General features: G+C 45.4%; 13 protein-coding genes and 1 pseudogene. 10 read left to right on the top strand and 4 right to left on the bottom strand.

Annotation, left to right across the window (positions count from 1 at the left end; genetic code table 11):
• Window positions 1-129: 129 nt before the first annotated feature.
• Window positions 130-312: a hypothetical protein gene (locus myaer_RS08275; protein WP_002769951.1), complete on the top strand. Its 183-nt coding sequence runs from the start codon at window positions 130-132 to the stop codon at window positions 310-312.
• Here myaer_RS08275 and myaer_RS08280 read toward each other — a convergent pair.
• Window positions 305-844 (bottom strand): NUDIX hydrolase, encoded by a 540-nt coding sequence (locus myaer_RS08280; protein WP_046661751.1) that lies wholly within the window; start codon window positions 842-844, stop codon window positions 305-307. The genes myaer_RS08275 and myaer_RS08280 overlap by 8 nt on opposite strands.
• A 120-nt stretch (window positions 845-964) precedes the next feature.
• Here myaer_RS08280 and rpsN point away from each other — a divergent pair, with 120 nt between their 5' ends.
• A complete protein-coding gene (gene rpsN / locus myaer_RS08285; RefSeq protein ID WP_002740009.1) occupies window positions 965-1,267 on the top strand; it encodes a 30S ribosomal protein S14 in 303 nt (100 codons plus the stop codon).
• 289 nt (window positions 1,268-1,556) lie between these two features.
• On the opposite strand, the gene myaer_RS08290 is transcribed toward rpsN, so the two are convergent.
• Window positions 1,557-3,710, bottom strand: a complete 2,154-nt coding sequence (locus myaer_RS08290) for a polyribonucleotide nucleotidyltransferase (RefSeq protein WP_046661753.1) — start codon at window positions 3,708-3,710, stop codon at window positions 1,557-1,559.
• A gap of 619 nt (window positions 3,711-4,329) precedes the next feature.
• Here myaer_RS08290 and prfA point away from each other — a divergent pair.
• Window positions 4,330-5,430, top strand: a complete 1,101-nt coding sequence (prfA, locus tag myaer_RS08300; protein ID WP_046661754.1) for a peptide chain release factor 1 — start codon at window positions 4,330-4,332, stop codon at window positions 5,428-5,430.
• 167 nt (window positions 5,431-5,597) lie between these two features.
• On the opposite strand, the gene myaer_RS08305 is transcribed toward prfA, so the two are convergent.
• Window positions 5,598-6,773: a transaldolase gene (locus tag myaer_RS08305; RefSeq protein WP_046661756.1), complete on the bottom strand. Its 1,176-nt coding sequence runs from the start codon at window positions 6,771-6,773 to the stop codon at window positions 5,598-5,600.
• Between the two features lie 208 nt (window positions 6,774-6,981).
• Between myaer_RS08305 and rpmI the strand changes: the two genes are divergently transcribed.
• The 6 genes from rpmI to myaer_RS08335 all read left to right on the top strand — a co-directional run bounded on the left by rpmI (window position 6,982) and on the right by myaer_RS08335 (window position 10,171).
• On the top strand, window positions 6,982-7,185 hold the full coding sequence (rpmI, locus tag myaer_RS08310; RefSeq protein ID WP_002781071.1) for a 50S ribosomal protein L35: 204 nt from the start codon (window positions 6,982-6,984) through the stop codon (window positions 7,183-7,185).
• Between the two features lie 31 nt (window positions 7,186-7,216).
• Window positions 7,217-7,564, top strand: coding sequence for a 50S ribosomal protein L20 (gene rplT, locus myaer_RS08315; RefSeq protein WP_046661759.1), 348 nt, complete (start codon window positions 7,217-7,219; stop codon window positions 7,562-7,564).
• Window positions 7,565-7,577: 13 nt separating this feature from the next.
• Complete coding sequence (locus tag myaer_RS08320) at window positions 7,578-8,534, top strand: PhoH family protein (RefSeq protein ID WP_002772048.1); 957 nt, start codon at window positions 7,578-7,580, stop codon at window positions 8,532-8,534.
• Window positions 8,535-8,540: 6 nt separating this feature from the next.
• Window positions 8,541-9,509 carry a cysteine synthase A gene (locus myaer_RS08325; RefSeq protein ID WP_046661761.1) on the top strand — a complete coding sequence of 323 codons (969 nt, stop codon included), beginning with the start codon at window positions 8,541-8,543 and terminating at the stop codon, window positions 9,507-9,509.
• Between the two features lie 150 nt (window positions 9,510-9,659).
• Entirely contained in the window at window positions 9,660-9,890 is a 231-nt protein-coding gene (locus myaer_RS08330) for a type II toxin-antitoxin system HicB family antitoxin (protein WP_046661763.1), read from the top strand.
• Window positions 9,891-9,943: 53 nt separating this feature from the next.
• Window positions 9,944-10,171 (top strand): hypothetical protein, encoded by a 228-nt coding sequence (locus tag myaer_RS08335; RefSeq protein WP_046661764.1) that lies wholly within the window; start codon window positions 9,944-9,946, stop codon window positions 10,169-10,171.
• Between the two features lie 41 nt (window positions 10,172-10,212).
• On the opposite strand, the gene leuS is transcribed toward myaer_RS08335, so the two are convergent.
• Window positions 10,213-12,765 carry a leucine--tRNA ligase gene (gene leuS, locus myaer_RS08340; RefSeq protein ID WP_071846436.1) on the bottom strand — a complete coding sequence of 851 codons (2,553 nt, stop codon included), beginning with the start codon at window positions 12,763-12,765 and terminating at the stop codon, window positions 10,213-10,215.
• Between the two features lie 276 nt (window positions 12,766-13,041).
• Here leuS and myaer_RS08345 point away from each other — a divergent pair.
• Window positions 13,042-14,451: pseudogene (locus myaer_RS08345) on the top strand (IS4 family transposase).
• Window positions 14,452-14,673 lie beyond the last annotated feature (222 nt).

Here is a 14,673-nt window from a genome sequence, read left to right on the forward strand (position 1 = left end):
GTGCATTTTTGGCAATGACAGGAGCGCTCTCCACCAAAATGCTAAATTTTGTATCAAACCCAAGATGAAACTAGCCAGAAAAAGTCTAGAAATAGTATACTCTGGTTAACCGTGAGGAAAAATCAATCTATGATAGCCGTCAAAATCGCCGTTGTTAGCGCTCTCGTTTTAGTTGTGGTCAAATTCGTCGCTTCTGTTCTAGGTAAAGGCAATATACCCCTACTTAATCAGGCTGTCACCGTGATTTTAAGCCTTTTTATCGGTTTTGAGTTGATTCAACTGGGACAAGCGGTGATTGAAAAGATTAATTAAGGGCTAAACGGGCCAGATAGAAGCTAGTAATAGTTTTAGCATCGATCGATTCTCCCTTGGTGATCGCTGATTCCATTTCCTCAAAACTCATAAAAACCACTTCCAGATCTTCATCGGCATCTTGAGCGGGGGGCAAGCTTAATTTTTCCAGATCCCGGGCCAGAAAAGCATAGATGTATTCATCGGAATAACCCGGTGCCAGAGCAAATTTACCCAAAGATTGCCAATTGTGGGCCCGATAGCCCGCTTCTTCCTCTAATTCTCGTTTTACCGTCGTAGCAGGGTCTTCTCCTTCATCAATCGTCCCGGCGGGAAATTCCAGAATGCGAGCTTGCAAACTAAACCGATACTGACGTACTAAAACTAATTGACCTTCCTTGGTGATTGGAACTGCTAAAGCACCCCCCGGATGACGCACACATTCCCATTCTCCCTCGACACCGTTAGGTAAACGCAGTTTCGAGACTTCAAATTGAAAGACGCGACCCTGATAAAAAAGACGTTGTTGGAGAAATTGAGGCGGTTCAGACATAGAAAATTTGCAACTAGGACTTTAAGAATTAATATCAACAAATGTCACCTTTGTCACCGGTGTTTCAGGTTATAATGAGAAATGCTGTCTTTACAGGTTAAATCTTTTTCGAGAAACCCCATGGCAAAAAAATCGATGGTAGAACGCGAGAAAAAACGCGCTCGTCTCAGACAAAAATACGAAGCTAAAAGAGCGGAACTAAAAGAACAATTCCGCACCGCCGAAGATTTTGAAGAAAAACTGGCAATTCACCAAAAATTACAGGAATTACCCCGCAATAGCGCTCCTAGTCGTCACCGCAACCGTTGTTTAACGACCGGCAGACCGAGAGGATACTATCGCGATTTTGGTTTATCCCGCAACGTTTTACGCGAATGGGCCCACCAAGGTCTTTTACCCGGTGTGGTCAAGTCTAGCTGGTAGTCAGAAACAATATCTAGGGAAAATACCGGGATAGAGGCGTGGTTTTTGCGTCTCTATTGCCGTTTTTAGGCAATTTTTTGGCTCTCCCAGGTTTGGTGGGTAAAATGTATTCTAAGATACATTCCTCCTAGCGAGGGGGTGGAACGAACCACAAAGACACAAAGGACACAAAGATCGATCGATCATAATGTAAGTTAAACTTATCACACAGAACCTAGAAGAGCCATTTTTTCGATAAAAAAAACTCTCGATCGAGCGATCGAGAGTTAACCATGAACAGAAAATTTACCTAGACTACAGTAGCAGCTTTACGGGCAGCGGCGGCCTCATCGGGATGAATACCGAGACGGGTGAGATTGAGACGACCTTTACTATCGATCTCGCGTACCTTGACTAACACCTCATCCCCCACGGCCACTTCATCCTCCACCTTACCGACGCGTCCCTCGGCCAATTGGGAAATATGGATCATTCCCTCTTTGCCTGGCAAAACTTCCACAAAAGCGCCGATTTGGATAATGCGAGTCACGCGACCGAGATAAACCTCACCCTCATTGAGTTTGCGGGTCATATTGTAGATCAGTCGTTTAGCTTTTTCGGCCTGTTCCCCATCGGTGGAGGAAATAGTGACAGTACCATCGTCATCGATATCGATTTTCGTGCCGGTCTGTTCAGTAATCCCTTTAACCGTCTTACCACCTGGCCCGATGACTAACCCGATCAGATCCGGATCGATCTTGATCGTCAATAACCGGGGTGCGTGGGGAGATAATTCCGTGCGGGGTTTTTCTAGGGTCGCTAACATCTTCTCTAGGATATGTTTGCGGGCCGGTAAAGCTTGTTCGATCGCCTTGGCCACCACTTCCATGCTTAAACCGGGGATTTTCATATCCATCTGAAGAGCGGTGATGCCAGAATCAGTGCCAGCCACCTTAAAGTCCATATCTCCCAGAAAATCCTCGATACCTTGGATATCGGTCAAAATCCGTACTTCTTCCCCTTCTTTAATTAAACCCATGGCCGCACCGCTAACGGGTTTTTTCAGGGGAACACCGGCATCCATCAGCGCCAGGGTAGAACCACACACGGAACCCATGGAGGTGGAACCATTAGAAGAGAGGACTTCCGACACCACCCGCAGCACATAGGGAAATTCCTCCTGGGGGGGGAGGACAGGTACGATCGCCCTTTCCGCTAAAGCACCGTGACCGATTTCTCGACGGCCGGGAGAACGCATCGGACGGGTTTCACCGACGGAAAAGGGTGGGAAATTGTAGTGATGAAGATAGCGTTTTTCGTCTTCGGGATGGAGATCGTCGCCCAAATCCTGAGCATCACCGGGGGTGCCAAGAGTGGCGATCGAAAGCACTTGGGTTAAACCGCGATTAAACAAACCGCTACCGTGAACCCGACGGGGTAAAACTCCTACCCGGCAAGAAATCGGGCGTACTTCGTCCAGTTTGCGACCATCAACCCGCACCCCATCCTCAATAATTTGGGCGCGCATCAGTTTTTTGGTCAGATCCTTAAAGAGATTACCGATTAACTTCGGCTCTTCCAGCGTTGGAGCTTTTAAGGGATCTTCATCGGGGAGAGCGGTTATAGTTTCCTTGAGCCGATTTTCGATCGCATCTAATTTCTCATCCCGTTCGGTTTTGCTGAGGGTAAACTGAGAGAGAATCTGTTTAATTTCCTCTTTAGCTTGTTCTCTCAGGAAATTCTGCACGGTTTCGTTTACTGCCGGTGCTTCTCGGGTGACGAGGGGAATACCCAACTGATCGATCAATTCCCGTTGAGCGGTGATCAGGTCGCGCACTGCTTCATAACCAAAATCGATCGCCTCAATAATATCCCGTTCCGGTAACTGATTGGCTCCCGCTTCGATCATCACCACCCCTTCGGGACTACCGGCCACCACTAGATCCAATTCTCCGTTATGGATTTCCTTGTAGGTGGGATTGATGATAAATTCATCTCCCAACAAACCGACGCGCACCGCTGCCATCGGTCCTTGGAAGGGAATCCCCGCCAACAGAACCGCCACGGAGGCTCCGGTAACGGCCAAAACATCCGGGGGGACCTCCTCATCCATCGAGAGGGTCGTAGCGACCACCTGAATATCATCCCGCATCCAATTGGGGAATAGGGGCCGCAGGGGGCGATCGATCAAACGACCGGTCAGAATTGCTTTTTCCGGGGGACGACCTTCACGACGCAAAAATCCTCCCGGGATGCGCCCGGCGGCGTATAATCTTTCTTCATAGTCAACGGTTAAGGGCAGGAAATCTACTCCTTCTCTGGCTTTGGCTGTGGTTGCTGTCACTAAAACCGCCGTTTCTCCCGATTGGATCAGAACACTCCCGCCAGCTTGGGGGGCTAAAAGCCCTATTTTTAGTCGAATATCCCTGCCATCAAAGGATATTGACTTGTCAAACTCTTCCATGTAAAGCTATATTCCTTTCTTTCACTTTTCTCTGTGCTGTGGCAATCCTAGCATTTTTTGTACCCCTTTCCAGCAGGTTTAGTATTCAGTGATCAGTTATCAGTGATCAGTTATCAGTGATCAGTTATCAGTGATCAGTTATCAGTGATCAGTTATCGGTTATCAGCTTTTTTCTCCCTGCTTCCATCTCCGATCTCCCCACACCCCACACCCCACACCCCACACCCCACACCCCACACCCCACACCCCACTACCCCACACCCCACACCCCACACCCCACACCCCACACCCCACACCCCAATTCCTGCTTTTAAACAGGTTCTAACATTACTTGCTCAAACCGGCCAAAAAATGATAGCTTCAGATATAGGAATAATCTGGTTAAGAAAAAAAATGTCTTCCCTTGCCGCTTGCTGGCCTAAAAATATTTCTAAGTATTAGCAAAACTGACTGACTCTCAGCAGTTGGGCGGGATTTTTCCTAGCTCGAAGAACCCCAAACCAAGAAAATTAAGACAATTAAAAGGATTGCGTCTCTATTATCTGTCAGACGCTTCTAATCCAGTGAATTTGCGGGTTATCTTCAAATTAACCCCGTTTAACCCTATTTATTATCGATCATGGCTGAAAGTTATTTATTAAACAAACTGCAATCTGTAGAACAGACGTACAAAGAATTAACCCGTCGTCTAGCGGATCCCGATGTCACCAGTAATCCGGGTGAATTGCATCGTCTGGCCAAATCCCGCGCTTCCCTAGAGGAAACGGTCAACACCTACGAAATTTGGCAAAAAAGTCAAGAGGATTTAATCGGGGCGAAACAAATCTTCAAAGAATCCGCCAGCGATCCCGAATTACGCGAAATGGCCGCCCTAGAAGTGGCAGCATTAGAGGCAAAAATCGCCACTTTGGAAGACCAATTAACAATTCTGCTGCTGCCCCGGGATCCCCTCGATGAAAAGAATATCATGCTGGAAATTCGCGCTGGAACCGGAGGTGATGAGGCCAGTATTTGGGCGGGGGATTTAGTTCGCTTGTACTCAAAATATGCCGAAACTCAAAAATGGAAAGTTAGCCTTTTGAGTGAATCTCCGGCGGATATGGGAGGATTTAAAGAGGCAATCTTAGAGATTAAAGGCGATAACGTCTATAGTAAGCTGAAATTTGAGGCGGGAGTCCATCGGGTGCAGCGGGTTCCTCTGACGGAAGCGAGTGGTCGCGTCCACACTTCCACCGCTACCGTGGCGATTATGCCGGAAGTGGACGATGTGGAAGTGCATATCGATCCCAAGGATATTGAGTTAACCACGGCTAGATCCGGGGGAGCAGGCGGTCAAAATGTCAATAAAGTGGAAACTGCGGTCGATTTAATCCATAAACCCACGGGAATCCGGGTTTTTTGCACCGAAGAGCGCTCGCAATTGCAAAACCGGGAACGAGCTATGCAGATTCTCCGGGCGAAACTGTACGATATGAAATTACAGGAACAACAGGAAGCGGTCAGTTCCATGCGACGCTCTCAGGTGGGAACCGGTTCCCGTTCGGAAAAAATTCGCACCTATAACTATAAGGATAATCGTCTCACCGATCATCGCTTAAATCAGAATTTTTCCCTCGATCGCATTTTGGACGGCGACATCGAAGAGGTGATCCAATCCTGTATCGCCAAGGATCAACAGGGAAAACTGGCAGAATTAGCGGCGGCCCAAGAGACAGCTTAATCAGCGATCAGTTACCAGTGATCAGATTTTAGTTTTCAGTGAATTTCTTTTCACTGGTTACTGTTTACTATTCACCACAAAAAGCTCCCCACTCCCTGCACTTTCCCCACTGGTGGGGGTGAGTGCGGGTGGGGACTGATGCCGGTTAGTTCAACTCACGACTAATTCTATGCTTCCACTAAACGAAAGGCCGCACCCAAACCGACAGCGATCTCATCGGGAGAAATTTTCCCATCATGGTTAATATCGATCGCATCGAATACCGCATCGGTTCCCGCCCATTCTTCCCGGGTGATGAAACCATCCCCATCATGATCATAGACTCGGAAAATATCTTCGGCGGCGTGTTCTAGGGTTGACTGACCTTCCAACTGGGTTAAACGTTGAATCAGCAATTGTTCTAATAATTCTAAAGCTTTGGTAAAACCTTGAATACCTTCCGTTAGTTTTTCGGAAGCCATGGCATCTTCGGCGTGCATTTTCGCAAAAGTGGCTTGATCCACGGCAATTTTGACAATATCAAGGGTTGCAGCCTGGTCTGGATCGAGCTTACGGGGTAAATCGGCTTCTGTCCCTTGCAATTGTTCGAGAAGTTTCGGGGAAATCGTTAAAAGATCACAGCCGGCTAACTCGCAAATTTCGCCGATATTGCGGAAACTTGCCCCCATAACTTCGGTTTTATAACCAAACTTTTTATAGTAGTTATAGATCTGGGTAACGGATTGGACTCCGGGATCTTCAGCGCCAACGTAGTCTTTACCGGTTTCTTTTTTATACCAATCGAGAATCCGACCGACAAAGGGAGAAATTAAGGTTACTCCCGCTTCCGCACAGGCGATCGCCTGATGAAAACCGAATAATAGGGTTAAATTACAGTGAATTCCCTCTTTTTCGAGGACTTCTGCGGCTTTAATCCCTTCCCAAGTCGAGGCAATTTTAATTAAGACTCTTTCTCTAGAGATACCCGCTTGTTCATACTGGGAAATGAGATAACGGGCCTTGTGGATGGTAGCTTGGGTATCGTAGGAAAGACGGGCATCCACTTCGGTGGAGACGCGGCCGGGGACGATTTGCAGGATTTGCAGACCAAAACCGATGGCTAGGCGATCAAAAGCTAATGTGGCCACATCTTCTGGGGTGGCCTGCTCCCCTAGTTCTTTTCTGGCCGCTTGCAGGGTTTGATCGACAATCGGCTGATATTGGGGCATTTGGGCCGCAGCCGTGATCAGGGAGGGGTTAGTGGTGGTATCTTGGGGGGTAAAAGCTTCGATCGCTTGGATATCGCCAGTATCGGCAACAACCACTGTAAATTGGCGTAATTGTTCTAGTAGGGTTTTAGCCATAACTTCTCCAGATGCGTGTTAACGCGAGACTTTATCTGGATCTTAGCGATTCGATCAAGAGGAAGGGAAAAATTCCCGATTGATTTAATTCCCAAGCACAGACCTGTCCAAAGTCGGGATAAGCCTGGAATCTTTGGGTCACTTCTTGCCCAAAGTCCTCTATTTGTGATAGTATTAGTGATTGTGTCGATTTAATAAAACGGAGTTTATGCCCAAGCTAAAAACGCGAAAGGCGGCGGCCAAACGATTTGAGGCCACGGGAAGCGGCAAAAAAATCAAACGTCGCAAAGCCTTCAAAAATCACCTACTCGATCATAAAAGTGCCGAACGCAAGCGCCGTCGTTTGTCCCAGATTACCTTGGTACACGAGCGCGACGAGAAGGAAGTGCGCTTAATGTTGCCCTATTTGTAAATTTTCCAGAAAAATCGTCTAAAGGATTATCATGTCTAGAGTAAAACGGGGGAATGTCGCCCGCAAGCGACGTAAAAAAATTCTCAAATTAGCCAAAGGTTTTCGCGGTTCTCACTCGCGCTTATTCCGTACCGCTAATCAACAGGTAATGAAGGCCTTGCGGAATGCCTATAGAGACCGTCGCAAACGTAAACGCGATTTTCGTCGTCTTTGGATTACCCGCATTAACGCGGCTGCTCGTCAACAGGGCATCAGTTACAGCCAACTAACCGGACAATTAAAGAAAGCTAATATCCTCCTCAATCGGAAAATGTTGGCCCAATTAGCTGTCCTCGATCCCGTCGCTTTTGCTAAAGTGGTAGAAACAGCCAAAGGATAATTTAGCCCCAAGCATGACGGAAACTTGGCAAACGATTCAATTCCCCAGTTCAGAAAGTGCGATCGCTTTAGCGGGTCATCAAGAAGCTAACCTCAAATTGATAGCCAGGCAAACTGGGGCGAATTTAGTCCTCAGAGGCATGGAATTGCGGATTGCGGGGCAACCAACCCCCGTGGAGCGTGCCACAGCGATTGTGCGCTCCTTAAGTATTTTATGGCAAGAGGCCAAGTTAATCGCCGAAGCCGATATTATGACCGCTATCCATGCCCTCGATACGGGGCGTTCTAGCGAGTATAAAGAACTACAGCAGGATATTCTCGCTCGTACCCGTCGCGGGGAGCTAATTCGGGCAAAAACCTTCCGTCAGCGTCAATATATCCAAGCGATTCAAAGTCACGATATCACCTTTTGTATTGGACCTGCCGGCACGGGGAAAACCTTTTTAGCCGCCGTTTTGGCCGTACAAGCTCTATTAGAAGATAAAGTAGAACGGATTATCCTCACCCGGCCGGCCGTGGAAGCGGGGGAAAAATTAGGCTTTCTCCCGGGGGATTTACAGCAAAAAGTCGATCCTTTTTTGCGTCCCCTCTACGATGCTTTATACGAATTTATCGAAGCGGCCAAAATTCCCGACCTGATGGAACGGGGTAAAATCGAAATCGCTCCCTTAGCTTATATGCGGGGACGAACCCTAGCTAATGCTTTTGTTATCGTTGATGAGGCCCAAAATACCACCCCAGCACAGTTAAAAATGGTCTTAACTCGCTTGGGATTCGGTTCGCGCATGGTAGTAACTGGAGATGTCACCCAAACCGATTTACCGCAACAACAGGAATCGGGGTTAATTGCCGCTCAAAAAATCCTAAAATCAGTAGAAGGGATCGCTTTTTGTTACCTATCCCGGGCCGATGTGGTGCGTCATCCCTTAGTACAAAAAATCGTCTCAGCTTACGAACAGCACGAAAAATAACAGATTATGGATATTAAAAATGGTTTCGTCGATGCGGTGGGTAATACTCCTCTAATTCGTCTCAATAGTTTTAGCGAGGAAACCGGCTGCGAGATTCTCGGTAAGGCCGAATTTCTTAACCCCGGTGGTTCGGTCAAGGATCGCGCCGCTTTATATATTATTCAAGAAGCGGAAAAAGCCGGTACTCTCCAACCGGGGGGAACCGTTGTCGAAGGAACCGCCGGCAATACTGGCATCGGTTTGGCCCATATCTGCAATGCTAAAGGTTATAAATGCCTGATTATCATTCCCGATACCCAATCCCAAGAGAAAATCGACCTATTGAGAACATTGGGTGCCCAAGTGCGTACTGTTCCCGCCGTTCCCTACCGAGATGCCAATAATTACGTTAAATTATCGGGGAGATTGGCCAGTGAGATGGAAAATGCTATCTGGGCCAATCAATTCGATAATCTGGCTAATCGTCGCGCTCACTACGAAACCACCGGCCGGGAAATCTGGGAACAAACCGACGGTAAAATTGATGCTTGGGTGGCTGCCACAGGAACTGGGGGAACCTACGCGGGGGTGGCGATGTTTTTAAAAGACCAAAATCCGCAGGTGCGTTGTGTGGTGGCGGATCCGATGGGTAGCGGTTTATATAGTTATGTGAAAACCGGGACAATTACCCTGGAAGGTAGTTCAATTACGGAAGGGATTGGTAATAGTCGTATTACGGCTAATATGGAAGGCGCACCCATAGATGATGCCATTCAAATTGATGATCCCACTGCCATTAAAGTTGTTTATCAACTATTACAAAAAGATGGTTTATTTATGGGGGGTTCTGTGGGTATTAATGTCGCTGCTGCCGTGGCTTTAGCTAAACAAATGGGGCCAGGCCACACCATCGTTACTGTTCTTTGTGATGGTGGGTCCCGTTATCAATCTCGTTTATATAATCCTCAATGGTTGGCTGAGAAAGGATTGGCTTAATCAGGAATTATCGGCTCATAAATTAGTGGAGATAATGGGAGGGGGAGGGCAACAATGAGGGAAGGCAGCAAGGGAAAATGAGGCGCTTCGGTTGGGCAAACACTTGAGACAAGATAGACAATAATAGAATATTAAAGGGGGAAAATTAAGATGAAACAGGCATTGACAGCCAGAATTTTTCAAGAGGGTAATTGGTTTGTGGCTCAATGTTTAGAGGTTGATGTGGCAAGTCAAGGAGAAACGGAAACTGAGGCGTTAATAAATCTTCAAGAAGCTTTGGAATTACACTTTGAACCGCCTTGTGCAACAGTGATTCCTCAATTGCAGAAAATCCCTGTACGGGCGAAGCATTTGGGCAATAACCTATCGCTGAAACCCTAGATTTTCTATCCGAATGCTTCGCCCCTACCCATCAATTCCTCATCTACCACGCCATGAGTGAACAACGCGCCCAAGCCTCCCTAAACCTGAAAGACTATCTCAATTTTTTAAGGGAGACATTACAAAAAATCTCTGAAGATCCTAATCCTCAAGTGATTTACCCCTTCTGGGCGCAAAATCTTGATAAGCTAGATGATAATTTAGCGCAAATTCTAGACAGTTGGGCGAGAGAGACATTAACGCAAGTCACTTTAGAAGAAGCTGAATATACTGATAACTGAAAAGGTTCTTAATTCCCTACCATTGTGATAATTACTGTCATTTAAACCACGACAAAATTAACTAATTTGCCCGGGACAACAATCACTTTTTTGATTTCCTTGCCCTCTAAATAACGTTGGGCGATTTCTGATTCCAGGGCGAGGGTTTCTAGGGTGCTTTTATCGGCACTAGCGGGAACTTGTATCGTGCCTCTGGTTTTTCCCAAAATTTGGATGACAAGGGTAATCTCGTCCACAATCAGGGCAGTAGGATCAACTTTTGGCCAGGGTTGCAGGTGAATTGATTGGCTATGGCCTAAAGCTTGCCACAATTCTTCGCTAAGATGGGGAGCAAAGAGGGAAAGTAAGATTAATAGGGTTTCGATTCCTTCCCGATAAATGGGGGATGCAAAACACTTATTATCCCCTAAAGCGTTACTGAGTTTCATCAATTCGGAAATAGCGGTATTAAATTGATAATCTCCTTCTAAATCCTCGGAGATTTCTTTAATAGCGGTGTGAATTGCCCGTCTTAAATCCTTGTCAGTTTTCGAGAAAGTTTCTATTTTTTTGACTTGCTTGGGTTTATTTTCAATATATTCGCTGACTAAACGCCACACCCGATTAAGAAAGCGAAATTGTCCTTCTACCCCCGCATCATCCCACTGTAAATCTTTTTCTGGGGGTGCAGTAAAAAGTATAAACATTCGAGCAGTATCGGCCCCATATTTTTCCAAGACTTTCAGAGGATCAACGCCGTTATATTTCGACTTAGACATTTTTTCAAAGAAGAAAGATAGAACTTCTCCCGTGTCTTTATCGCAATATTTATCCTCTTTATAGATAACATTTTCTGCGGGGACATATTTGCCAGTTTCGGGATTTTTGTAGGTTAATCCCTGTACCATTCCCTGGGTTAATAGACGGTTAAAAGGTTCATCGACATTAACTAAACCTCGGTCTCTTAAAACTTTGGTAAAGAAACGAGAATAGAGTAAATGTAGGATAGCGTGTTCGATTCCTCCGACGTATTGATCCACGGGCATCCAATCATTAACCTTCTCGAATTGAAAGGGTATATCTTCATTTTTAGCATCGGTATAACGGAGGAAATACCAACTAGAATCGATGAAAGTATCCATGGTGTCCGTTTCCCGTTTTGCGGGAGTGCCACAGCGAGGACAATCCACATTTACCCAGTCTTCTAATTTGGCTAAAGGAGAAGCACCTCGACCGCTAAATTCGACATTTTCTGGTAAAGTAACGGGTAAATTATCGATAGGTACTGGCACGGTTCCACAGTTAGGACAGTGGATAACTGGAATCGGACAACCCCAATATCTTTGACGGGAAATTAACCAATCCCGGAGACGATATTGTATTCTAGCTTTGCCGTAACCTTGGGCAGTGGCATAATCAATAATAGCGGTTTTTCCTGCTGTAGAATGCAGCCCATTAAATTGAGCGGAATTAATCATAATTCCCGCTTCTGTGTAAGCATCTTTTAACTCAATTTCGCCACTTTCTGGAGTAATAACTATCTTAATTGGCAGGTTATTTTCGTGAGCAAATTTAAAATCGCGACTGTCGTGAGCCGGGACTCCCATCACTGCACCAGTACCGTATTCGTAGAGGACATAATCAGCAATTAAAATCGGAATTTCTTCACCAGTAAAAGGATTAATTGCCAGTCCTCCGGTTTTAATACCGCGTTTGGGTTTATCTTCGGCAGTTCTTTCTAATTCGCTTTCGCTGGCTATCTCTTGAATAAAAGTTTCTACGGCCGATTTTTGTTCGGGAGTGGTAACTTGTAAAGTTAAGGGATGTTCGGGAGCAAGTACCACATAAGTCACTCCATAAACCGTATCGGGACGAGTGGTAAAAACGGCAATTTTTTCTGTGGAATTAACAAGAGGAAATTCTAAATAAGCACCTACCGATTTACCAATCCAGTTGGCCTGCATGGTTTTAACCCGTTCCGGCCAACCGGTAAGTTTATCTAAATCAGTGAGTAATTGTTCGGCATAATCGGTGATTTTTAGGAACCATTGCCGGAGTAATTTTCTTTCTACTTTAGCACCCGATCGCCAAGATTTTCCTTCACTATCTACCTGTTCATTGGCCAACACAGTTTGATCGATAGGATCCCAATTCACTGCCGCTTCTTTTTGGTAGGCTAATCCCGATTCAAAAAACTGTAAAAATAGCCGTTGGGTCCAACGATAATATTCTGGGGAACAGGTGGCAACTTCTCTTTCCCAATCGATAGATAATCCTAACTGTTGTAATTGCCGTTTCATCTGGGCAATATTTTGATCAGTCCATTTTGCCGGAGGAACTCCCCTTTCAATAGCGGCATTTTCTGCGGGTAATCCGAAAGCATCCCACCCCATGGGATGCAGCACGCGATAACCCTGCATTCTTTTCAGACGGGCAATCACATCGGTAATAGTATAGTTGCGAACGTGACCCATGTGCAGGTTGCCCGATGGATAGGGGAACATGGAGAGGGCGTAAAATTTCGGTTTATCGGCGTTTTCTGGGGTTTTGTCCAATCCCATTTGCTGCCAAATCTTCTGCCATTTCTGTTCGATTTCTGCGGGGTTGTACTGCACTGGGGTTTTTTCTCCTGAGTTTTATCTATCCTTCCTATTTTACAGCAGCCGGCTGGGGGCGATTGTCAGTCTTGCGGTTATCTACCCTAGCAAAAACCCGATGGGTTTTAAGTAAGTGGTTCTAATTAAATATGAACATAGATTTTGCCTCCGATCCCCCCTCTCTATCCATTAGTCAGATCTTTCTTAACAAAAAGAGAAGAAACTTAAAAAAAGGGGAAACGATTGATAGGTATAGTTTTGAAAGAAGGAATTAAGGCCGAGGTGAGCAAAAAAATGGAGAAATGGGCAGCCCAAGAATTACAGTATGCAGACCTAGGGGACACGAGAAGAAAGAAAAGGTTAATCAGTATCGTAGAAAACTTGGCCAGTCAATTTAATACAAGTGTTCTATAAGCTTCGGAAAATCTAGCGGCAGCGAGTGCCACCTACGACTTTTGGAATTCACCCTATTTTCACCCCTCATATCTAATTGCCGCTCAAGCCAAAAGTACAGTAGAAAGAATCAAAGAACATCCAATAGTTTTGGCAGTTCAAGACACAACAAGTTTAGACTTTACGACGCAAAAAGCCAAAAAGGGAATGGGTTATCTAGACTGTAAAAAATCCTTTGGTCTCAAAGTTCATACCACATTAGGACTGTCACCGCAAGGAATACCTTTAGGACTGATTAATCAATATGTCTGGGCAAGAGAAGAAAAGAATTTAGGGATTGCCAAGCAGCGAAAAAAAAGAGAAACCCAAGAAAAAGAAAGTCAAAGATAGTTAAATTCTTTGTCAGAAACACAATAACAAATACCCGAAGAAATTCAAGTAGTAACAATCGGAGATTGTGAGGCAGACATATTTGATTTATTTGCCCAGTCAAGAAATCCTAACTCTCATTTATTAATCCGAGGAACTCATAAACGAAAAGTTAACTATCTCGAAGACAAGGAAAAGTCAGGGCATCCAGAGACTAAATATTTACATCAATCCATCAGAGAAATAAAAGCCTGTGGTACCCTAGATGTGCAAGTAAAACGCAATCCTAATCACGAGGCTAGACTAGCTAAACTAACAGTTAGATTTGCCAGTTTTGAAATACAAGTACCTAAGCATCACTCGAAAGCGAACCCTCGTCAACCGGTCAAATTACAGGGAATTTTAGCTGAAGAAGAAAATCCTCATCCCGGAGTTAATCCTATCAGTTGACTCCTCTTAACTAGCCTAGACATTAGTAGCTTTGAATCGGCGATAACCTGTGTGCGCTGGTATAGTTATCGCTGGTTGATAGAACGCTATCATTTTGTTTTAAAAAGTGGTTGTGGATTAGAAAAACTGCAATTAGAAACGGGTCGGAGAATTGAGATGGCTTTAGCTACCTATTCAATTGTAGCTTGGAGATTACTCTGGTTAACCTATCAAGCACGCTTACACGGAGAGGAGAGTTGTGAAAGTTTTTTGGAAGAACATGAATGGCAATCTTTGTGTGCCACTATTCATAAAAAGAGTCCGCCACCTGACAAGCCGCCCTCCTTTCGAGAAGCGGTCAGAATGATTGCTTCTCTTGGGGGGTTTTTAGGTAGAAAAGGCGACGGTGAACCAGGTGTTAAAACTATTTGGTTGGGACTGCGAAGGTTACATGATATCAGCGAGACTTGGAAACTATCTCATCAAATTAGTTCCCCCATAGAACCCCCTTGAGCCATCTGGCACACTTTTCTCTTTTTGTCAAATTTTATGTTAAGAAAGATGTGACTAATGGATAGCCTTAATAAGGGGGGCGGGGTGATCTGAAAGTTTTTAATACTTATCTACTTAATTAGGGTTTGCTGAAAAAGTAGGGGCGAAGCATTTGGGCATAACCTATCGCTGAAACCGTAGATTTCCTATCCGAATGCTTCGCCCCTACCCCAAATTTTTCTC

Source organism: Microcystis aeruginosa NIES-2549, assembly GCF_000981785.2.
GTDB classification, from domain to species: Bacteria; Cyanobacteriota; Cyanobacteriia; order Cyanobacteriales; family Microcystaceae; genus Microcystis; species Microcystis aeruginosa_C.

Excerpts from the sequence above, each read along its gene's own strand:
- rpmI (WP_002781071.1), top strand. The coding sequence starts at position 6,982 with ATGCCCAAGCTAAAAACGCGAAAGGCGGCGGCCAAACGATTTGAGGCC.
- prfA (WP_046661754.1), top strand. The coding sequence starts at position 4,330 with ATGGCTGAAAGTTATTTATTAAACAAACTGCAATCTGTAGAACAGACG.
- myaer_RS08280 (WP_046661751.1), bottom strand. The coding sequence starts at position 844 with ATGTCTGAACCGCCTCAATTTCTCCAACAACGTCTTTTTTATCAGGGT.
- myaer_RS08290 (WP_046661753.1), bottom strand. The coding sequence starts at position 3,710 with ATGGAAGAGTTTGACAAGTCAATATCCTTTGATGGCAGGGATATTCGA.
- myaer_RS08335 (WP_046661764.1), top strand. The coding sequence starts at position 9,944 with ATGAGTGAACAACGCGCCCAAGCCTCCCTAAACCTGAAAGACTATCTC.
- myaer_RS08325 (WP_046661761.1), top strand. The coding sequence starts at position 8,541 with ATGGATATTAAAAATGGTTTCGTCGATGCGGTGGGTAATACTCCTCTA.
- rplT (WP_046661759.1), top strand. The coding sequence starts at position 7,217 with ATGTCTAGAGTAAAACGGGGGAATGTCGCCCGCAAGCGACGTAAAAAA.
- myaer_RS08305 (WP_046661756.1), bottom strand. The coding sequence starts at position 6,773 with ATGGCTAAAACCCTACTAGAACAATTACGCCAATTTACAGTGGTTGTT.
- myaer_RS08330 (WP_046661763.1), top strand. The coding sequence starts at position 9,660 with ATGAAACAGGCATTGACAGCCAGAATTTTTCAAGAGGGTAATTGGTTT.
- myaer_RS08275 (WP_002769951.1), top strand. The coding sequence starts at position 130 with ATGATAGCCGTCAAAATCGCCGTTGTTAGCGCTCTCGTTTTAGTTGTG.
- myaer_RS08320 (WP_002772048.1), top strand. The coding sequence starts at position 7,578 with ATGACGGAAACTTGGCAAACGATTCAATTCCCCAGTTCAGAAAGTGCG.
- rpsN (WP_002740009.1), top strand. The coding sequence starts at position 965 with ATGGCAAAAAAATCGATGGTAGAACGCGAGAAAAAACGCGCTCGTCTC.